Origin of the sequence: Thalassospira profundimaris WP0211, assembly GCF_000300275.1 — a bacterium.
Lineage (GTDB): Bacteria > Pseudomonadota > Alphaproteobacteria > Rhodospirillales > Thalassospiraceae > Thalassospira > Thalassospira profundimaris.
Genome location: NZ_AMRN01000004.1, coordinates 42,752 through 62,108 on the forward strand (window position 1 = coordinate 42,752; position 19,357 = coordinate 62,108).

At 54.8% G+C, this 19,357-nt stretch carries 17 protein-coding genes; 8 read left to right on the forward strand and 9 right to left on the reverse strand.

Translation table 11 applies throughout. The annotated features are described in order from the left end of the window. Window positions 1-276 precede the first annotated feature (276 nt). Window positions 277-915, forward strand: coding sequence for a TetR/AcrR family transcriptional regulator (locus tag TH2_RS09120; RefSeq protein WP_008890129.1), 639 nt, complete (start codon window positions 277-279; stop codon window positions 913-915). A 192-nt stretch (window positions 916-1,107) separates the two neighbouring features. After that, the gene (locus tag TH2_RS09125) at window positions 1,108-1,881 is read left to right on the forward strand and encodes a substrate-binding periplasmic protein (protein ID WP_008890130.1); all 774 of its coding nucleotides are present in this window, start codon (window positions 1,108-1,110) and stop codon (window positions 1,879-1,881) included. Window positions 1,882-1,962: 81 nt separating this feature from the next. On the opposite strand, the gene TH2_RS09130 is transcribed toward TH2_RS09125, so the two are convergent. Genes TH2_RS09130 through TH2_RS09140 form a run of 3 tightly spaced genes read right to left on the reverse strand, consistent with a single transcriptional unit; the run spans window position 1,963 to window position 5,937 of the window. Then, window positions 1,963-3,234 (reverse strand): Zn-dependent hydrolase, encoded by a 1,272-nt coding sequence (locus TH2_RS09130; RefSeq protein WP_008890131.1) that lies wholly within the window; start codon window positions 3,232-3,234, stop codon window positions 1,963-1,965. 41 nt (window positions 3,235-3,275) lie between these two features. Further along, the gene (preA, locus tag TH2_RS09135) at window positions 3,276-4,553 is read right to left on the reverse strand and encodes an NAD-dependent dihydropyrimidine dehydrogenase subunit PreA (RefSeq protein ID WP_008890132.1); all 1,278 of its coding nucleotides are present in this window, start codon (window positions 4,551-4,553) and stop codon (window positions 3,276-3,278) included. Window positions 4,554-4,578: 25 nt separating this feature from the next. Beyond that, on the reverse strand, window positions 4,579-5,937 hold the full coding sequence (locus TH2_RS09140; RefSeq protein WP_008890133.1) for an NAD(P)-dependent oxidoreductase: 1,359 nt from the start codon (window positions 5,935-5,937) through the stop codon (window positions 4,579-4,581). 528 nt (window positions 5,938-6,465) lie between these two features. On the opposite strand from TH2_RS09140, the gene TH2_RS09145 reads away from it, so the two are divergent. The 3 genes from TH2_RS09145 (at window position 6,466) to TH2_RS09155 (ending at window position 9,473) form a co-directional block, all read left to right on the forward strand. Further along, complete coding sequence (locus TH2_RS09145) at window positions 6,466-6,891, forward strand: acyl-CoA thioesterase (RefSeq protein WP_008890134.1); 426 nt, start codon at window positions 6,466-6,468, stop codon at window positions 6,889-6,891. Window positions 6,892-7,486: 595 nt separating this feature from the next. Next, window positions 7,487-7,921 (forward strand): universal stress protein, encoded by a 435-nt coding sequence (locus TH2_RS09150; RefSeq protein ID WP_008890135.1) that lies wholly within the window; start codon window positions 7,487-7,489, stop codon window positions 7,919-7,921. A 31-nt stretch (window positions 7,922-7,952) separates the two neighbouring features. Beyond that, window positions 7,953-9,473, forward strand: a complete 1,521-nt coding sequence (locus TH2_RS09155) for an alanine/glycine:cation symporter family protein (protein WP_008890136.1) — start codon at window positions 7,953-7,955, stop codon at window positions 9,471-9,473. 53 nt (window positions 9,474-9,526) lie between these two features. Here TH2_RS09155 and TH2_RS09160 read toward each other — a convergent pair whose 3' ends face one another. The 3 genes from TH2_RS09160 to TH2_RS09170 are packed head-to-tail and all read right to left on the reverse strand — an operon-like array spanning window position 9,527 to window position 12,755. Then, entirely contained in the window at window positions 9,527-11,080 is a 1,554-nt protein-coding gene (locus tag TH2_RS09160; protein ID WP_008890137.1) for a DHA2 family efflux MFS transporter permease subunit, read from the reverse strand. Then, window positions 11,077-12,240, reverse strand: a complete 1,164-nt coding sequence (locus tag TH2_RS09165; RefSeq protein ID WP_008890138.1) for an HlyD family secretion protein — start codon at window positions 12,238-12,240, stop codon at window positions 11,077-11,079. Before TH2_RS09165 ends, TH2_RS09160 begins: the two co-directional genes overlap by 4 nt. 17 nt (window positions 12,241-12,257) lie before the next feature. Further along, on the reverse strand, window positions 12,258-12,755 hold the full coding sequence (locus tag TH2_RS09170) for a MarR family winged helix-turn-helix transcriptional regulator (protein WP_008890139.1): 498 nt from the start codon (window positions 12,753-12,755) through the stop codon (window positions 12,258-12,260). Window positions 12,756-12,999: 244 nt separating this feature from the next. Here TH2_RS09170 and TH2_RS09175 point away from each other — a divergent pair, with 244 nt between their 5' ends. After that, on the forward strand, window positions 13,000-14,646 hold the full coding sequence (locus TH2_RS09175) for a U32 family peptidase C-terminal domain-containing protein (protein ID WP_008890140.1): 1,647 nt from the start codon (window positions 13,000-13,002) through the stop codon (window positions 14,644-14,646). Between the two features lie 66 nt (window positions 14,647-14,712). On the opposite strand, the gene TH2_RS09180 is transcribed toward TH2_RS09175, so the two are convergent. From TH2_RS09180 to TH2_RS09190, 3 genes are all read right to left on the reverse strand, one after another. After that, the gene (locus TH2_RS09180) at window positions 14,713-15,306 is read right to left on the reverse strand and encodes a DedA family protein (protein WP_008890141.1); all 594 of its coding nucleotides are present in this window, start codon (window positions 15,304-15,306) and stop codon (window positions 14,713-14,715) included. Between the two features lie 90 nt (window positions 15,307-15,396). Next, window positions 15,397-15,810 carry a DUF3830 family protein gene (locus TH2_RS09185; protein WP_008890142.1) on the reverse strand — a complete coding sequence of 138 codons (414 nt, stop codon included), beginning with the start codon at window positions 15,808-15,810 and terminating at the stop codon, window positions 15,397-15,399. An 8-nt stretch (window positions 15,811-15,818) separates the two neighbouring features. Continuing rightward, complete coding sequence (locus TH2_RS09190; protein WP_008890143.1) at window positions 15,819-17,069, reverse strand: ArsB/NhaD family transporter; 1,251 nt, start codon at window positions 17,067-17,069, stop codon at window positions 15,819-15,821. 591 nt (window positions 17,070-17,660) lie between these two features. Between TH2_RS09190 and TH2_RS09195 the strand changes: the two genes are divergently transcribed. Continuing rightward, window positions 17,661-18,794: a type III PLP-dependent enzyme gene (locus TH2_RS09195; protein WP_008890144.1), complete on the forward strand. Its 1,134-nt coding sequence runs from the start codon at window positions 17,661-17,663 to the stop codon at window positions 18,792-18,794. Window positions 18,795-18,817: 23 nt separating this feature from the next. Beyond that, a complete protein-coding gene (locus TH2_RS09200) occupies window positions 18,818-19,324 on the forward strand; it encodes a GNAT family N-acetyltransferase (protein WP_008890145.1) in 507 nt (168 codons plus the stop codon). Window positions 19,325-19,357: the final 33 nt, after the last annotated feature.

A 19,357-nucleotide genomic window follows, 5' to 3' on the forward strand; every position in this document is an offset into this window, starting at 1 on the left:
TCCTTCGGATCACCCGGATTTGCACGGGCTACGTTGTCGCAAAATCTTGAAAGATGTGCATCTTCCTGCAATTTTGCTTCGCATATCCGCACAAATCCGGGCGACCGGAACGGTCATTTGGATAAGTTTGGACCCTAGGCACGACGCGCATAAAAAGTTTCTTTTTGATATTTGCAGTAGAGGTTATTTTAACCTGACCAAACGGTCAAGATAAATGACGCGATTTAGACAGCACGATTGAGATCCATCAAAATCGGCGCGAAACGGGACACAAAAATGAGCACAAAACCCGCAGTAAACGGCGCACACAAGGCCGCGATCCGACAGGAAAACGAAGAACAGATTCTGGCCGCTGCCGAACGGGTCTTTGCCGATTTCGGGTTCAAGGGGGCGACCACCGCGCGGATTGCCGAAATCGCCAATGTTCCAAAGGCCAATGTGCATTACTATTTCAGCACCAAAGAGGCCCTGTACCGTCGCATCATGGAAGATGTCTGCGACCATTGGCTCGAAGCGGCAATGACGTTCGATAACAGCGCCGACCCCGCCTTCATTCTGCGCGGTTATATCGAAGCCAAGATGGATTTGTCGCGCGTGCGTCCTTATGGGTCGCGGCTTTGGGCACATGAAATCATCCGTGGCGCCAAATTCTCGTCGGAATACATCTCGACCACGGTGAAAAATTGGCTCGATAGCCGCGTGGAAGTCATTCGGGGCTGGATTGACGAGGGCAAGATGGATGATGTCGAACCCTACACCCTGATGTACATGATCTTTGCCACCACCCAGCACTATGCCGACTTCGGCCGCCAGATCGAGATTTTCAACAATGACAAGCCACTGACCGACGCACAGTTTGCCGAGGCCAAGGAAAATGTCGTGCGCATCATATTGAAGGGTGTTGGCCTCGCCTGATCCCCCGTTTGGGGACCTGACTGCGGTCGACGTCACCACTTCTGTATAGTTGTATCGGATTACCCGGGGACCAATTTTAGTTATTCCTGATAATCACGATGTTTGCAGACAATAATGGTGTGTATCGGACCATCTCTTCGCGCTGTTTGTGGCTTTATTTCCGCTGTCCTGATCGGCGGACCTGCGTCCCTGATGACATTCCCGGCAGTTGCCGAAAACGCAATTTTAGCCCAGACACAGAATACCCCGCCTGCAAGCAATTGCAGGAAGCTGTCGGTTGGCGGCGCAGACGGTTGGGAGCCGATCACCTATATCCGTGATGATGGCCAACAGACCGGCCTTGCGATCGACATTTTGCAGGATTATGCCAACCGTCACGATTTGAAGCTTGATCTCAATCTCGACATTCCCTGGACACGTGCCATTCAGATGCTCAGCAAGGGCGAACTGGATGTGATTGCCGGGGCCTATTTCACCCACGAGCGCGATCAGGTCCACTTTTACAGTGCGCCGTTCGCCAATGACGACATCATGGTCTTTCAACGCAACGACAATCGTTTTCCGGTTGTCGAGCTGAGTGATCTGATCGGGTATGACGGTGCGCGTCCGCAAGGTGGCAGTTATGGCGATTATATCGACCGCTTTGCCGAACAACGGCTGAACATGATTTTTTCCCCCACCGGCAATCGCATCTTTGACGTCCTGATGAATGGGCGGGTCGATTATGTCATGCTGGGACGCTTTGACGGGCTGACCAATATCTATCGCGACAATCTGATCGACGAGATCTTCGTGGTCGAGCCACCGATTGACAGCAACAAAGTCCATTTCATGTTTTCACGCAAAAGCCCCTGTATGGGCCATGTCAGAAACCTGAATATCCTGATCGAACAGCTTGCCAAGGACGGAACGCTTGATCAGTGGACAGAGAACCATCTTCTTGATGTGTCCGAAGGGGCGAGTTAACCAAACCCAACCGAGACAACAAAAAAGCAGGGCGCTATATGCGCCCTGCTTTGTGTTTGGTCACCGTGAAATGTCGGGACCTTATTTTTGCATCACGGTTTCATCGGCCTTGGCCAGAACCGCATGCAGCAGAACCTGCCCACCGGCATCCGACCAGTGTTTGTGCACTTCTTCGATCTCGTTATGGGAAATGCCATCAACACACGGGATAAAGATCATCGCCGTCGGGCAGACTTGCGCCAGATAGCAGGCATCATGCCCAGCGCCCGAGACGATTTCACGCGCAGAGAACCCGCCAAGCTCAGCCCCCATGCGCACCGCATCGACACAGGATTTATCGAACGGCACCGGTGCGTAATAGAAGATCTGCTCAAGCTCGGTCTGAAGGCCGATATCCTTGGCAATCTTTTCGACACCTTCGCGCAATGCCTTGTCCATATCGGCCAGAACCGCATCATCGGGATGGCGGAAATCGACGGTAAAGAACACCTCGCCCGGGATGACGTTGCGCGAGTTCGGATGGATTTGCATCATACCGACCGTCGCACAGGCAAGCGGGGAGCGATCCAGACCGATCTTGTTAACCAGATCAACCACGCGTGCCGCACCAAGCAATGCATCCTTACGCGTCTTCATCGGGGTCGGGCCAGCATGGGCTTCGACACCGGTGAATTTGATTTCATACCAACGCTGGCCCTGGGCATCGGTGACAATACCGATATCCTTGCCTTCATCTTCAAGGATCGGGCCCTGTTCGATATGGGCTTCGAAATAGGCCCCCATCGGATGGGCATCAATGGTGGCTTCGTCCGGCCCCATATAGCCGATCCGTTCCAGCTCCTCGCCCATGGTTTTGCCATCAACGTCGGCACGGGAATGACCGTATTCAAGGTCAAACACCTTGGCAAAGACGCCAGATGCCACCATGGCCGGGGCAAAGCGCGAGCCTTCTTCATTCGTCCAGCAAACGACTTCAAGCGGCGCTTCGGTTTCGTATTTGGCTTCATTGAGCGTACGGATCACTTCAAGACCCGAAAGCACCCCATAAACGCCGTCATACTTGCCACCTGTTGGCTGGCTATCGAGGTGGCTTCCCATCACCACGGGCGGCAGGTCCGGATTGCGGCCTTCGCGGCGGGCAAAGATATTGCCCATCTTGTCGATCCGGATCGAGCAGCCTTCTGCCTTGCACCAGTCGATGAACAGATCACGGCTTTCACGGTCAAGATCGGTCAGCGCCAGACGGCAAACGCCGTCCTTTGCGGTTTTGCCGATCTTGGCCATTTCCATCAGGCTATCCCAAAGGCGGTCACCATCAATTGACAGGTTACGTACACTGGGTTGAGCAGTCATTCGTCAGTCCTTTTGGTTTTGGTGGCGTTTGCGCGGATGGCTTATTCAGCAGCCACGCGCATGGGATTAAGCGGATGTTCCGGCCAGGTCATCGGCGGCTTGTCGGTCTTGACCGGTTCCATAGTGATACAATCAGGGACCGGGCAGATGTGATAGCAAAGGTTACAGCCAACGCATTCCTCATCGACCACTTCAAACAGACGACCGCCTTCGGGCTTGTCGGTCATGGTGATTGCCTGGTGCGAGGTATCTTCACACGCAATATGGCAACGACCGCACTCGATGCAGTTATCCGGGTTGATCACCGCCTTGGTGTCGAAGTTCATGTTAAGCTCGTTCCAGTCGGAAACCTGCGGAACGGCTGCACGGGTGAACTGTTCGACACTGGTATAACCCTTGTCATCCATCCACTGGCTCATACCGTCAATCAGGTCATCAACCACGCGGAAGCCATAGATCATAGCAGCCGTACAAACCTGAACGGCGTTCGATCCCAGCGCCATGAATTCGACGGCATCTTTCCAGGTGGTGATGCCCCCGATACCGGAAATCTCAAGATCGCGGGTTTCAGGTGTGCGGGCGATTTCAGCAACCATGTTCAGCGCAATCGGCTTGACCGCCGATCCACAATAACCGCCATGCGTGCCTTTGCCGTCAACGACCGGCTCCGGGATCATGTTGTCGATATCGACCGACACGATGGAGTTAACGGTGTTAATCAGCGATACCGCATCCGCCCCGCCCTTAAGCGCTGCCTCGGCCGACCACAGGATGTTGGTGATGTTCGGGGTCAGTTTGGTAAAGACCGGAATATCGACCGCATCCTTGACCCAACGGGTAACCTGTTCGACCATTTCCGGCACCTGACCGATGGCCGATCCCATGCCGCGTTCGCACATGCCGTGCGGGCAACCAAGGTTAAGTTCCAGACCATGCACACCGCTTTCGGCGATCTGCTGGGCAAGGTCCTTCCAGGCGCGTTCCTCAATCGGGGCCATCATCGAACCGATGATGACATGATCAGGATATTCTTTCCGGCATTCGCGGATTTCCTGAAGGTTGGTGGCAAGCGGACGGTCGGAAATCAGCTCGATATTGTTGATACCAAGCAGACGACGGTTCTGGTCATGGTGCGCGCCATAGCGCGAGGACACGTTGACCACGGGCGGATCAATGCCCAGCGTCTTCCAGACAACCCCGCCCCAGCCTGCTTCAAAGGCACGAACGACGTTGTATTTCTTGTCCGTCGGCGGCGCGGAGGCCAGCCAGAACGGGTTTAGCGAATCAATACCGGCGATTTTGCAGCTTAGATCAGCCATTTTCTCTCTCCCTTTGGCTAGCGTTTCACGCGGATTTCAGGAATGCATCAATGGCGATGGCGGCCTGTTTGCCGTCTTCGACCGACTGAACAGTCAAATCTTCGCCGCTCTTGATGCAGTCCCCACCGGCGAACACGCCCGGGGCGGTTGTCTGATAGTTTTTATCGACCACGATCTTGCCACCGGTGATCTCCATGCCGGCAAGGTCATCGGTTTTGATTTTTTGTCCGATGGCCTTCAAAATCTGGTCTGCACGCACTTCAAAGGTTTCGCCTGTGCCAACAAGCTTGCCACTGGCATCAAGTTCGGTCTTTTCGAACTCCATGCCCATCAGCTTGCCATTGGCCTTGATCGCAACCGGCTTTGCCCAGTAACGCACAACAACGCCGTTGGTTTTGGCCAAATCCTGTTCGAACTCGGTCGCGGACATGTTTTCCGCACCCCGGCGGTAAACAAGGGTGACTTCCTCAGCGCCTAGACGCTTGGCCTGTACCGCGGCATCGATTGCGGTGTTACCACCGCCGATGACGATCACGTTGTTGCCAACCGGCATGTCGGATTTCGGTTCGGTTTGGCGCAGTTTTTCGATGAAATTGATCGCGTCATCAACGCCCGGGAAATCTTCGCCCTTAAGACCCAGATCATTGGTCGAGCCAAGGCCGACACCGACAAAGACGGCATCATATTTGGCTTTGAGGTCGGCAAGGTTGATGTCCTTGCCAAGCGCCTTGTTATATTCGATTTCAATCCCGCCAATGCCCAGAAGGAATTCAACTTCGCGCTGGGCGAAATCGTTGGTCATCTTATAAGCAGCTAGACCATATTCATTAAGCCCGCCCGGTTTCGGCTTGGCTTCGAACACGACAACGTCATGGCCGAGCATCGCCGCACGGTGCGCACATGAAAGGCCCGCCGGACCGGCACCGACAACGGCAATGGTCTTGCCGGTTTTCGGCGCACGTTTGAACGGATGGGGCAGATCGCGCGCCATCAGATGATCAACCGCGTATCGTTGCAGGCTGCCGATCTCAACGGCGGTATCTTCGGCGACGTTACGAACGCAGGCCTCTTCACACAGCACTTCGGTCGGACAGGCACGCGCACAGGTGCCGCCCATGATGTTGGCCGACAAAATGGTCTTTGCCGCACCATCCGGGTTGCCGGTGCTGATTTTGCGAATGAAGGATGGAATATCGATTGATGTCGGGCATGCGGTCACGCATGGCGCGTCATAACAATACAGGCAGCGGTTGCTTTCCGCCATGGCCTGAAGCGTGGAATAGGCCGGATGCAGATCGGAAAAGCCGTCATCTGCGTTATTGTGACCAGCACCGCCATGAACGGCACCGGATTTTGAAGCTTGCTTGGCCTGCAAGGTGGTCATTTGTTTGTCTCCCTGCCAAAAAGGCGTCCTCTCCTGACGTCATCGAGAGACAAAACAAGAATGAAAATACAATCGACCGCGGGCCAAAAATGATCGCAGCTATCGCGCGATCAGAATACAGTTATGGCGTTACGTGGACGGGCGGGCCCGACCAACTCAGGGTCTCTCGTACTGACATTCTTGGCGTATCCGTCCGGCTTATGCCGGATTGTTTCCCAGTATTTGATCTGCCGTGTGATTATAGTTTCGGGGTTATCCCCGGTTGATACACGTGCAGATGCCTCTCTCTGACGGATACAGCATGTCCAATCCTGATCATTTGGTCAAGATTAAAAATCCGAATTCTTGGTTGGGTCGGAAAACACCTGCATCCGCGCCGAAAAACCGGGGTCCGGCATCATCAGATCCACATCGGATTGCAGGCCACTAGACATCCGGTATGTCCCTGATTTGGCAACATTTTGTGCTGGCTTTATTTAGACAAACTAAAGTAACGTCATCGGACAAACCCACTTCGGAAAGCCCTCGATGACCCTTCCAAACGATGCCACTGACACCCTCCCCGACCGTCAACCGTCGGTGCGTGCCGTTGCCATGCCGTCTGATACCAACCCGACCGGGGATATCTTTGGCGGCTGGTTGATGTCGCAAATGGACCTTGCCGCCGGAACTGCGGCCGCACGCCGGGCCAAGGGCCGAACCGCAACCGTCTTTGTCGACAGCATGTCGTTCCTGCGCCCGGTCCATGTCGGCGATGAAGTGTCGTTTTTCACCGAAATCATCCATGTCGGACGCACATCGCTTCGCATACATGTCCAGGCCTGGCGCCAGACGCGCTTTGAAGAAACATCCGACAAAGTCACCGAAGGTATCTTTACCTTTGTCGCGCTCGATGAGGCCGGACGCCCCCGCCCGCTTGACCCCGATCCGGAAGACGCCTTGTCCGAGACCTGATTGATCCGGTCGGACCCACTTTTTTTAAGCGTTCTTGCAAAACATTCCCACGCGCGCCGAAAAATTCGGCGCGTTTAATTTTGTTTGGGCGGCAAATAACACGCCAAAACAGAACATCTTATTTTTATATCTCAACTTTTTGGCGAATTCGTTTCAGTTTTATGTATCATTCCCCGATGTCGTTTCACTTGGCGCTGGAAATGAAATTCGGGGGAACCGTCGTGTGCTGGTGTCAGGGATTAGGGGCAGGATCTATTAATTTGGTTAGAATGGCAGTGCTTATATTTGTGAAATCCAAGGAAAAGCCCGCTGGGCGGGTTGGTATCCCGCTCAAGGGATTTGACGCGGGAGTTCGCAAATATAAGCACTGTCCTTCGGATCGACCGAATTTGCACGGGCTACTTTGTCGCAAAAACTTGAAAGATACATATCTTCCTGCGTTTTCGCTTCGCGTATCCGCACAAATTTGGTCGACCATTCGAAGCAAATTAATAGGTCCTGCCCCTAAAGCGACATGGTACAGGCCGACACCTGTATTGCGAGAGGAAGTGGGAGAGTCTTATCCGACATTTCAGTCTCTGATCAGGAGAAGCACATGACCGATCAGCCAATTCTTGTGGGCTATGACGGAACAGATGCCGCACAGCGTGCCGTGGAATTCGCGGGCAAACGCGCAACAGCCGAAGGCTGCGCAATTCATCTGGTTTACGTTCTTGAATGGTCCCCCTACAGCTTCCTGTCGACACAGGAACTTGAAGAACGCCATCAACGGCGAACAGAAGAACTGTCGCGGGCAGAGAAAACTCTCAAGCCCGCGTTGGATGCGCTTAACAAACTTAAAATACCGGTAACTTCGGAAGTCCGTTACGGCCATTCCGGCGAGTTGATCTGCAAGATCGCCGAAGACAAAGGCGCCTGTCAGATCATCGTCGGCAGGAAGGGTGGATCGACATTGAGCGCGCGGCTGCTGGGCAGTTTGCCGCTTACCCTGGTTCAGGCATCGCCTGTTCCGGTCACTGTCGTTCCGTAAGGCAATCACGAAGTTAAACCGGAGAACCATCATGTTCTGGAAAAAGACAGCAGCGGCCAGCGCCGTTGCAATGATGTCGGCCACCCTGCCGCAAATCGCACTTGCGCAGGAAGTCGGCCTTGATGAAAGAATCAATCAGGCGATCGCACCGATTTCTAACGTGATTGCCGGCACCATGTTCTATTCCGTGCCCATTGCCGGCACGGAATTTCCCCTTATTGTCGGCTGGCTTGTTGTTGCCGCCACCATTTTCACGCTTTATTTCGGCTTTGTTCAGTTCCGTCGATTTGGCCATGCCATTGCGCTGGTCAAGGGCGACTATTCCCACCCCGAAGACGCCGGCGAGGTATCCCACTTTCAGGCGCTTGCCACCGCCCTTTCGGGCACGGTCGGGCTTGGCAATATTGCCGGTGTCGCCGTTGCGGTTTCCATTGGCGGACCGGGGGCAACATTCTGGATGATCCTGGCCGGGCTTTTGGGCATGGCATCGAAATTCACCGAATGTACGCTTGGCGTTAAATACCGTAACGAATATAAAGACGGCCGCGTTTCCGGTGGCCCGATGTATTACCTGTCCAAGGGCATGGCTGAAAAAGGCAAACCGGGATTGGGCAAGGTCTTGGCTGTCGTCTTTTCGATCTGCTGTATTGGTGGCGCTGTTGGCGGCGGCAATATGTTTCAGGCCAATCAGGCCTTCCAGCAGGTGGTCAATGTCACCGGCGGGGAAAACAGCTTCCTTGCCGGGTCGGGCTGGTTATTTGGCCTGATCATGGCAGTGATTGTTGGCGTCGTGATCATTGGCGGCATCAAATCCATCGCCAAGGTGACCGAAAAGATCGTGCCGCTTATGGCGGTGATTTACGTCACCGCGGGCATGATCATTATCCTCTCAAACATCACCATGGTCGGTGATGCCTTTGCCCAGATCTTTGTCGGTGCCTTTACCGGTGCCGGTGTTGCCGGCGGTGTGATCGGTGCGCTGATCCAGGGCTTTAAACGTGCAGCGTTTTCGAACGAGGCCGGCATTGGCTCAGCCGCCATCGCCCACGCAGCCGTCCGCACTAAGGAACCGGTGACAGAGGGCTATGTTGCCCTTCTTGAACCGTTCATTGATACGGTTGTGATCTGCACCATGACAGCCCTTGTGATTACCATCAGTGGCGAACTTAATTCCGGCCTGACCGGGGTTGAGCTGACCTCGGCCGCGTTTGCATCGGCCTTTACATGGTTCCCGCTGATCCTTGCACTGGCGGTTGTGCTGTTTGCCTTTTCGACCATGCTGTCTTGGTCGTATTACGGGCTGAAAAGCTGGACCTATCTGGTCGGTGAAGGCAAAGGCAAGGAGATCATTTTCAAGCTGTTCTTCTGCCTGTGCGTGATTGTGGGTGCCTCCATGAGCCTCGGTCCCGTGATTGATTTCTCGGACTCCATGATCTTTGCCATGGCGATCCCCAACATCATCGGCCTTTATTTCCTGATGCCGGTGGTGCGCGGCGAGATCAAGCAATACTGGGCCAAGATCGAAAGCGGCGAGATCAAAAAGGTCAAATAACCATCGATCAATGTGTCACATCCCCCGCGCAACTGTCCCGGGGGATGTGACCTTTACTCCATGACTTCCATATGTTCGTCATTTGACGAGGTAGCGCGTTTTGGCCCCTGCATCAGCAACAGCAGCGGCACCACCGCAATCACAATCCACATCATCGCCTGAAAATCATTGAGGTAAGCAATAGTATTGGCCTGTGCGGTCACAACCTGATTGAGGACTACGGCCCCGGTCCGGGTTTGCCAGTCCCAGATATCAGGCAGCCACGGGCTTTGCATTGCCATCCGGAACGGGGTCAGCTTTTCCGCCAGACTTGCATGCACCACCTGGGTATTTTGCGTCAGCATGGTGGTCATCACTGAAATGCCGATGCTTGACCCGATATTGCGCATCAGGCTGAACATTGCCGTGCCTTCGGTCCGGTAATGCGGATTGAGTGTGGCAAAGGTGATCGTACTGAGCGGCACGAAAATGAAGCCAAGCCCGATCCCCTGAATGATGCCGGTGCGGATGATCACAAACTCGCTGACATCGGTGGTAAAGCCGATCATTTCATACAGCGACAAGGCGGTCATAAACAGGCCAAACAGGATCAGCAAACGGGTATCAATCCGCCCGACCAGTCGCCCGACCATCATCATGGCAATCATGGTACCCACGCCGCGCGGGGCCAGCAATATGCCCGCCGTCACCACCGGATATCCCATCAGGTTTTGCAGGAAGGGTGGCAAAAGTGCGAGTGTTGCGAGCAACACCACCCCGACAATAAAGATGAAAAACAATCCGATGACAAAGTTGCGGTCGGCAAACAGGCCCGGCTCAAGAAACGGGTTCCTTGCGGTGAACATGTGAACGATGAACATGTAAAGGCACATGACCGCAAGGGCGGTTTCAATGATGATTTCCCATGACGAAAACCAGTTCTGGCTTTCGCCGCGATCAAGCATCATCTGAAGCGCACCGATGGACAGGCTGAGCAACGCAAAACCGAACCAGTCGAATGACAGGCCGGGCTTTTTATCAGTTTCAGGCACGAAGGCCATGATGCCAAACAACGCCATCAGGCCAATCGGCAGATTGATGTAAAACACCCAGCGCCAGTTATAAAACTCGGTCAGATACCCGCCCAAAGTCGGGCCCAAAATCGGCCCCAACATCACGCCCATGCCCCACATCGCCATGGCCGAACCATGTTTTTCCTTGGGGTAGGTATCGAGCAAAACCGCTTGCGACAGCGGCACAAGCCCCGCGCCAAACGCGCCTTGCAACAGACGAAACGCCACCATTTCTTCAAGTGATACAGCCGCCCCGCACAGCATCGAGGCAATGGTGAAACCGGTAACAGAAACCAGAAACAGCTTCTTGCGGCCAAAACGCGCCGCGAGAAAACCCGTCGGTGGCGTCATGATAGCGGCGGCGACGATATAAGATGTCAGCACCCAGGAAATCTGGTCCTGGGTCGCAGCCATACTGCCCTGCATATGGGGCAACGCGACGTTGGCAATGGTGGTATCGAGTGCCTGCATAATGGTTGCAAGCATGATCGAAACGGTGGTCAGACCGCGTTCAAGCGGCGTTGTCTCGCTGGCCGCCGTGGCGGCTGTACTCATTGCGCAGCCTCAGGGATCACGTGATCATTTTCAGTACCGGCTTCGGCCTGATTTATCCCGACCCAAGACATCATGGCGGCAGCAAATGCCGGCACCTTGCGTTGATGATGGGTATCGACTTCTACCTCGGTGCTCATCCCTGCACGCAGATCGGGCAAACCGTCATGGGCATCAATGGCAATACGAACCGGCACGCGCTGAACCACTTTAACCCAGTTACCTGTCGCATTTTGGGCTGGAATCACCGAAAACTCCGCCCCGGTTGCCGGCGCGACCGAATGCACTACACCGTGCCACACCATATCAGGATAGGCATCGACCGAAATTTCGGCCTTCTGTCCCGGTTTCAGGTGGGTCAGTTCGACTTCCTTGAAATTGGCATCAATCCATTGAACATCACTTGAAACCAGACTTGCCATCGCAGAGCCCGCTTTGACATAGGCACCTTCCTCGGGCTTGTTACTGAGCACGCCATTAAACGGTGCGATAATTTCGGTATGCTTCAGATCAAGTTCAGATCGGGCGAGATCAAATTTTGCCTGCTGATATTGCGGCAGATTTTCAATCGGGGTATCCACATCCCCACCCAGCTTTGACAGGGTGGTTTTCATCGCCCGTTGATTAAGGACAATCCGTTGCTTGGCGGCCAAAAGCGTATTCTGGGCTTCATCAAGGGCTGCCTGTGAGGCCACATTGCTTTTACGAAGGGCCTGTTGCCGGTCAAACTTCTTCTGGGCGTAATCAAGATTGATCTTCGCCAGTTCGACACTGCCCTTGAGCTCTTCATAGCTGTGGCGCAGGGAATCAACTTCCTGCTCGACAGTGGCAAGATTGGCATGTGCGCGCTCAACGGCAATCTGAAAGGGGCGCGGATCAATGCGAAACAGCACGTCGCCTTTGTGTACCAACTGGTTTTCATCAACCAGAATTTCGCTGACCGGACCGTCAATTTCCGGCGCGATGGCAACCATATCGGCGTGAACATAGGCGTTCTCGGTACTGACGAACCGTCCGCCGGTATAGTACCAGTAGGCACCACCCATCACGACGACAAGCGGACCGGCCATCAGCAGAACCGGACGCAGCCAGCGTTTTCTCGATTTCGAGACAGGATTTTCGTTTGCCGCCGACGAGGCAGCATTCTGATTTTGATCTGACATGATTTCGGGGCCTTGAATTATGCGTTCTTTTGACTGGCTGGCTGTGAATTGGTTGGCGCGTCGGTTTTGCTGCCCTGCTCGACAGCGGTCAGGTTGTCATGCATCCGACCCAAAACCGAAATCAGCATTTGCTGCATGTCGGGCGTGATCCCGGCCATGGCATCTTCGCGCGCCGCGGCCGCAACCTCATAGACGCGCTCAAGCAATGGCGTAGCAGCATCGGTAGCAAAAAGTTGAAATGCTCGCCGGTCATCGGGATCGGCCCGGCGTTCAGCCAGTCCTTCCTCGACCAGTTTGTCGATCAGACGGGCGGTCGTAATCGGCTGAATTTCAAGCATCTCGGCCAATGCCACCTGCCGGACACCCTCATTGCGCGCCACATAGACAAGCGCCTGTATTTGGGCCTGAGTCAGGCCGAAATCGTCTGCGTGACGCATGAAATTGCGCCGCATCAGACGGGTTACGTCCTTCATCAAAAAACCGATATTCTGTTTGGGATCGTTAGATTGTGGCATTTGCCAGCTCTGTCAAAGTCACATGGTTGATATATAATAAGCAATGTATACTATATCAATCAGGTGACTTCAAGTCAGTTGATGTCACCCCCGCCCTGCGCAGACGACATGGCTGCTGATTGTGGCCGTGACTATGCAAGGCGGGTGAAATATGCGATTTTAATCGGCACAGGCAGCAGGCTGTGATAGAAGCCGCGCCAGAGAGATTTCCCGCAGACGACCAAATAGAAAAGACCCGCAAGTGATGAGTAATCAATCGCGCCGTTCCGAATTGCTGATGCCCGCAGGCTCGCTCGAAAAGCTGAAAGTTGCTGTGCTCTATGGCGCAGACGCCGTTTACATGGGCACGCCGGACCTGTCGCTGCGCGTTAAAAGCCAGATGTCGCTTGATGACGTGGTCGAGGGCATCGACTTCGCCCACAGCCATGGTGTGCGCGTTTACCTCACACTGAACCTGTTTTCGCATAACAAGGATATCGACAAGCTGCCGGAATATGTCGATACCGTGCGCAAGGTCCGCCCCGATGGCCTGATCGTTGCCGATCCGGGTGTGTTCATGTTTGTCCGCGAACATGCGCCGGAACTTGATTTGCATGTGTCGACACAGGCCAATGTGTGCTCGTGGCAGTCCGTCAAATTCTGGCAAAGCATTGGTGCGAAGCTTGTGGTTCTGGGCCGTGAGGTTTCCTATGAGGAACTGACCGAAATCCGCGAAAAATGCCAGGACATCAAGATCGAGGCATTCGTGCATGGCTCGATGTGCATGACCTATTCCGGTCGTTGCCTGCTGTCGAACTTCATGGCCGAACGTGGTGCCAATCAGGGCGCATGTGCGAACTCGTGCCGCTGGAAATACAAAGTCCACATGAAGCTTAAGGACGGCACGGTCAAGGAACTCAAACTGACCGAAGAAAACTTGGAAATGTTTGACTTCTTCCTTGAAGAAGACATGCGTCCGGGCGAGCTGATGGAAATTCAGGAAGACGAGCGTGGCTCCTACATCCTGAACTCGCGAGATCTGTGCATCATGCCGAAGCTTGAGGATTACCTGAAAATCGGTGTCGACAGCCTCAAGGTCGAGGGGCGTGGCAAAAGCCCGTATTACGCCGGCCTCGTTGCCCGTGCCTACCGCATGGCGATTGATGACTGGTACAAGGATCCGGAAAACTGGTCGGCCGAAGAATATATGAAGGAACTGGCGACCATCCCGAACCGGGGTTATACGCTGGCCTTCCATGATGGCCGCCTGACCAACTACGCGCACGGCTATGACAGCAACACCAATGTGTCGGATTGGGAATTTGCCGGAATGATCGAGGAAGTCGAAGACGACGCCTTTATCATGTCGGTCAAGAACCGCATGTTGCCCGGTGATGTGATCGAAATCGTCCCGCCGCGTACGCGCCAGACCATCTTCATCCGCATGTATGAATTCATTGATGCCAAAACCGGCAAGGTCGGCGAAGCAGTCCACGCCAACACCCATCCGCGCATCCGCCTGCCATTCAGCCTGTTTGAACAGGAAGACCCGGAATTCCTGAAACGCGAAATCCTGCCGATGACCATCGTGCGCAAGGAAAAGGCCCTTTCCGAAGACGAATGGCAGCGCCTGAAACTTGATCAGGAAGGCCACAAGATCGAGATGGGCAAAGGCAACGAAGAACGCTATGACGCGAAACGCGAAGCGCTTCAGACCGCCCTTGATGACCGCCAGAAGGAACGCTCCTTCCGCACCCCGCGTGTTGGCACCAAGGGCTGCTGTGGCCGGGGTTGCAATGGCTGCCTGATCTTCTGGCATGATGAAAGCTACGCCAAGGCGCGCGAAATTCTTGCCAAACGCAAACAGGGCGAAATGCTGGAAAAAGACGGCAAGACGATTGCCGCTGAATAAGCACCCCGCCCATTACAGATACAAAAACGGCAGCATTCGATCTCGATGCTGCCGTTTTTTATTGGGTTATTTGATGGCGCGTTCAGCCTGTTGCTCCAGCCGATCAATCCGGCGGAGCGCAAACCAGCCCAGCACAAGAAACACGATCAGCAAGATCGGGCTGAGCATCGCAAGGTTTTGTTCAACCAGTTCGGACATCCCCGCCCCCAGGCTATGGCCAAGCCCATAGTAAAGCCCGACCCAAAGCAGGACTGACGCGATGCTAAGCGGCAGGAAGCGGATGAAAGACATCGAGCTCATGCCGACCGGGAACACCCCAAACGATCGCACCCCATGCGGATAGCGACACAGCAGGATATAGGCGACACCGTAATGCTCAAACAATCCCAGGGTCTTGCCCATCCAGTCTGACAGGGATTTGGGCAGCTTGCGGACAATCGCATCGCCGTATTTGCGAGCTAACCCAAAGCGCAGTACATCGCCGACAAGCCCACCCGCAATCATTGATGTAACCGCCGGCACGATCATCAGGCTTTCGGCCGCGACCAGCATGCCGGCAAATACCGGCAGGATGCTGGATTTGCTGACGCAATAGGTGAAGATCAGGATATAGACCAGATCCTGATGATCCTGAATCCACAGATTAATCGTCTCAAACACGGCACGTCCGCCTGCACTTATTGGATGATGGTTCGCCTTCTAGGCCAAACCGGACACACTTGAAAGTGTGCCCGATCACAGTTGCCTTGATTACGCCAGTTCAAACCGGATCGACTGCGCACCTTCCCAAAGCGTCATCTTACCCAGCTTTTCAAGGTCTTCGAGATTGCTGGTGACCGTGATGAAATGGTTGCCGGCAAGCTGGCCGACCTTGGAAGCGAAATGCACCCCGCCATATGCCAGCAGGATTTCGGTTTCGCTGATCCCGCCGGGATAGAGGATGATCTGGCCCGGGGCCGGGAAGCTGGTGTGGTTTTCATAATCAACACCGAACTGATAATCGCCGAGTGGCATCCAGACACCCTCGCCGCTCCAGCGGACATGGACCGCCTTGCTTTCAAACGGCATGCGATCAAGGAACGCCTTGCAGGTATGCGGCGCCTTTTCGATTTCGAGAACCGCGTCAAAGGTGAAGGGACCGGCGGTAATTTTGATATTGGACATGATGTTTCCTATGAAATCAGGATGACCCAACCCAGCGAAAGCGCCAGACTGATCAATGTAACGGGCACGCCAAGGCGCGCATAATCGATAAATGAAATCACCGTTCCGGCCTTTGCGGCCTGTTCAACGGCAATGATATTGGCAACCGAACCAACAATCAGGAAGTTGCCCGACAATGTCGAAAAAATCGCCAGTGCATGCAACATTTCCGTGCTCCATTCCGGACCGAGTGAGAGCAACATCATCACCAGCGGCACATTGCCGATCGTATTGGACCCGGCCAGCGACACACCAGCCAGAACACCCGGATGATGGATCTGCAACGTGATCAGAACATCGCGAAACAGGCTGGCGATCACGTCATTTTGCGCCATCGCGCCGGTGACGATAAACAACCCGCAAAACAGCGCCAGCAAATGCCAGTCAACCCGCCCCAGAACCTGATCGGTCGACAGGCGACGACTAAGCAGCAAGGCCCCCACCACCAGAAGCGACCAAAGTGCGCGGTCTTCGACAAAGACAAAAATCGCGATCACGGCGATGGTCGCCAAAACCGCCTTGGTCAGGATGGTTTTATCAAGCGGGCGAACCGGTTGATCAACTGATCGCGCATTTGCATTTGAAATTGCATTTCCACCCGCCCCGGCGGCATGTGTTTGCCCGCGCATCATCGGGCTTCGCAAGATCACGACATACACCACGCCAAGTGCCAGGAGTGCAGGCACAGCACAGGCCAGAACAAAGCCGATGAAATCAAGATTGCCAAACTCGGCAATCATCAGGTTTTGCGGATTACCGATCAGGGTGGCTGCCGATCCGGCATTGGCCGCACACGCCACCGCAATCACATAGGGTTTGGGATCAAGCCCGCGCGCAATCACCCCGGTAATCAAAACCGGCGTCACTGCCCAGACGACAACATCGTTTGTCAAAAAGGCCGATAGCACCCCGCACATGACGATCACCCCGGCCAGCAACCCGCCCGGCCCGCATTTGAGCGCGGTGATCCGATGCCCGATCCAGTCAAAAAAGCCACTTGCCGCATATTGTGACGACAGCACCATCAATGTCAGCAACACCGCAAGGGTGGCAAAATCAATCGACGCCAGCGCGCCATCACGGTCAACCGCCCCACTGATCAGCAAGATCACCGCGCCAAACACGGCAATGCCAGTACGATTGATCGCAAGCCACGGCCAGCGCCCCAGCGCCATGCCGATATAGACCAGAACAAAAACAACGGCGATCAGCCAATTCATAAAATGCCCCCATGACCACGGCGACTGCCGGGTTTCGAATAATGGCTACAGCGCCGCCGGGAAACGGTCAATCGGCATGATATTCACGTTCCGGTTATGCGCAAATTGCAATGCCCCATACCGAAATGCGCCAACTGAAATTGTTGCAAAGCCCGAACGCGGCCATTTGAGCCATTTTGTGCGTTGCGACATCAGTTCTTCGACGATCCTGCGATTGTTTCATGACAAAACGGGTGAAAATTTCACTTGCGCGCCAAAAGCAACGGGCGTACATGCGGACTTGCCCAAAGTCGCACGTGCCTGTGGTGGTCCTGCTTACTGGAACCCGTAGGACTTACTTAAAGCAACGACGGTGTAGGGCTTTTTTGGTCTCAGGTGGCGTCCAAATCCACCGACACTAAAGAGGCACACCATCATTGCCCACGTGCGGAACGGGAACTCCCCATTCCATAGCGAGGCAGACTTAACTTCGCAGTTCCGGTTGGCCCCGGGGCTAAACAGCACGCAAGTAGTCCGCGTTATTGCGCCTCCACCGCGCACACGCATCAGGTACATGCACGCTGCCATATCGTGGAATGGGAGAACGCCCCAATGGCAACTCAGCGTATTATTGATTTTCTCGCACAGAACCGCCCGGAAGGCCCGTGCCTTGTTGTTGACCTCGACGTTGTTCAGCGCAACTACGAGACCTTTACCCGTGCTTTGCCGAGCTCGCGCATTTTCTATGCCGTCAAAGCAAACCCGGCACCGGAAGTTCTGAGCCTGCTTGCCGATCTTGGCAGCAACTTTGACACCGCATCCGTCCCGGAAATCGAAATGGCGATGGCCGCTGGTGCAAGCCCGGACCGCATTTCGTTTGGTAACACCATCAAAAAAGAACGCGACATTGCGCGCGCTTTTGAACTCGGTGTGCGCCTTTATGCGGTTGATTGCGTCGAAGAAGTCGAAAAAATTGCCCGTGTCGCACCGGGTGCGCAGGTTTTCTGCCGCATTCTGACCGACGGCGTTGGCGCAGAATGGCCGCTGTCGCGCAAATTCGGTTGCGCGCCTTCCATGGCGCTCGAAGTTCTTCAGCATGCCCATCACATGGGTCTGGATGCCTATGGCGTGTCCTTCCACGTCGGGTCGCAGCAGTGCAACCTCGACGCCTGGGACACTGCGCTTTCGGAAGCATCCTCGATCTTCCGTACCTTGGCGGAAAAAGGCATTCACCTTCGCATGGTCAATATGGGCGGGGGCTTCCCGACCCGTTACCTGCGCGACATTCCGGCAACCGAAGCATACGGTGCGGCGATTGTTGACGCGCTTCACAACCACTTTGGCAACCACATGCCCGAAACCATTATCGAACCGGGCCGTGGCATGGTGGGTGATGCCGGCGTGATCAAAGCCGAGGTTGTTCTGATTTCGCGCAAGCATGCCGATGATCCGGTGCGCTGGGTTTACCTTGATATCGGTAAATTCGGTGGCCTTGCCGAAACCATGGACGAAGCGATCCGCTATCCGATCACCACGATCCATGATGGCGGCGAAGTTGCCCCTTGCGTTCTGGCTGGTCCGACCTGTGATTCGGCTGACGTGCTGTATGAAAAGACCCCGTATGACCTGCCGGTCTCTTTGACCATCGGTGACGAGGTTCTGATCGAAGCAACCGGTGCCTACACCACCACTTATGCATCTGTGGCGTTCAACGGCTTCTCGCCGCTTGCCGCCTATATCATCTGACCCCATTCGGGAAAGATAGGCCAATGATCACAATTGATCGCGAAGGCGCATATTCGCACATTGAACGCGAAAAGCTGCTTGATCGCGTAATGGGTCAGGCGCGGTTTCAGAAATCGTCTGAAATCCTTCGCCGTAATCGGCTTCCGGCGGACGGTCTTGCGTTTGTCGCCCACGACGGCAAACAAATGATCGGCACCGTCCGGTTGTGGAATGTCAATGCCGGTGATGCAGGTGATGCATTGCTGCTCGGCCCGCTTGCCGTCGACAAGATCTATAGCGGGTCCGGCGTGGGTGCCGGTCTGGTTTATGCCGCCCTTAATGCGGCACAGGCTAGCGGTCACCGTTCGGTTCTTCTGGTGGGGGATCCGGACTATTACGCGCGCTTTGGCTTCCATGCGGCCCCCGCAAGCGGGCTTTTGATGCCCGGCCATTTTGACCGTCACCGGTTCCAGGCGGTCCATCTTGGCAACGGCGATGGCTTGAGTGGTTCAACCGGTATGCTGAGCGCAACCGGGGCCATGGTCCACTAAGACATCAAAGCAATAAGACAAAAAAATCCCGGC

Excerpts from the sequence above, each read along its gene's own strand:
- TH2_RS09125 (WP_008890130.1), top strand. The coding sequence starts at position 1,108 with ATGACATTCCCGGCAGTTGCCGAAAACGCAATTTTAGCCCAGACACAG.
- TH2_RS09160 (WP_008890137.1), bottom strand. The coding sequence starts at position 11,080 with ATGAGTACAGCCGCCACGGCGGCCAGCGAGACAACGCCGCTTGAACGC.
- TH2_RS09170 (WP_008890139.1), bottom strand. The coding sequence starts at position 12,755 with ATGCCACAATCTAACGATCCCAAACAGAATATCGGTTTTTTGATGAAG.
- TH2_RS09165 (WP_008890138.1), bottom strand. The coding sequence starts at position 12,240 with ATGTCAGATCAAAATCAGAATGCTGCCTCGTCGGCGGCAAACGAAAAT.
- TH2_RS09145 (WP_008890134.1), top strand. The coding sequence starts at position 6,466 with ATGACCCTTCCAAACGATGCCACTGACACCCTCCCCGACCGTCAACCG.
- TH2_RS09175 (WP_008890140.1), top strand. The coding sequence starts at position 13,000 with ATGAGTAATCAATCGCGCCGTTCCGAATTGCTGATGCCCGCAGGCTCG.
- TH2_RS09150 (WP_008890135.1), top strand. The coding sequence starts at position 7,487 with ATGACCGATCAGCCAATTCTTGTGGGCTATGACGGAACAGATGCCGCA.
- TH2_RS09195 (WP_008890144.1), top strand. The coding sequence starts at position 17,661 with ATGGCAACTCAGCGTATTATTGATTTTCTCGCACAGAACCGCCCGGAA.
- TH2_RS09140 (WP_008890133.1), bottom strand. The coding sequence starts at position 5,937 with ATGACCACCTTGCAGGCCAAGCAAGCTTCAAAATCCGGTGCCGTTCAT.
- TH2_RS09155 (WP_008890136.1), top strand. The coding sequence starts at position 7,953 with ATGTTCTGGAAAAAGACAGCAGCGGCCAGCGCCGTTGCAATGATGTCG.
- TH2_RS09120 (WP_008890129.1), top strand. The coding sequence starts at position 277 with ATGAGCACAAAACCCGCAGTAAACGGCGCACACAAGGCCGCGATCCGA.
- TH2_RS09185 (WP_008890142.1), bottom strand. The coding sequence starts at position 15,810 with ATGTCCAATATCAAAATTACCGCCGGTCCCTTCACCTTTGACGCGGTT.
- preA (WP_008890132.1), bottom strand. The coding sequence starts at position 4,553 with ATGGCTGATCTAAGCTGCAAAATCGCCGGTATTGATTCGCTAAACCCG.
- TH2_RS09190 (WP_008890143.1), bottom strand. The coding sequence starts at position 17,069 with ATGAATTGGCTGATCGCCGTTGTTTTTGTTCTGGTCTATATCGGCATG.
- TH2_RS09130 (WP_008890131.1), bottom strand. The coding sequence starts at position 3,234 with ATGACTGCTCAACCCAGTGTACGTAACCTGTCAATTGATGGTGACCGC.
- TH2_RS09200 (WP_008890145.1), top strand. The coding sequence starts at position 18,818 with ATGATCACAATTGATCGCGAAGGCGCATATTCGCACATTGAACGCGAA.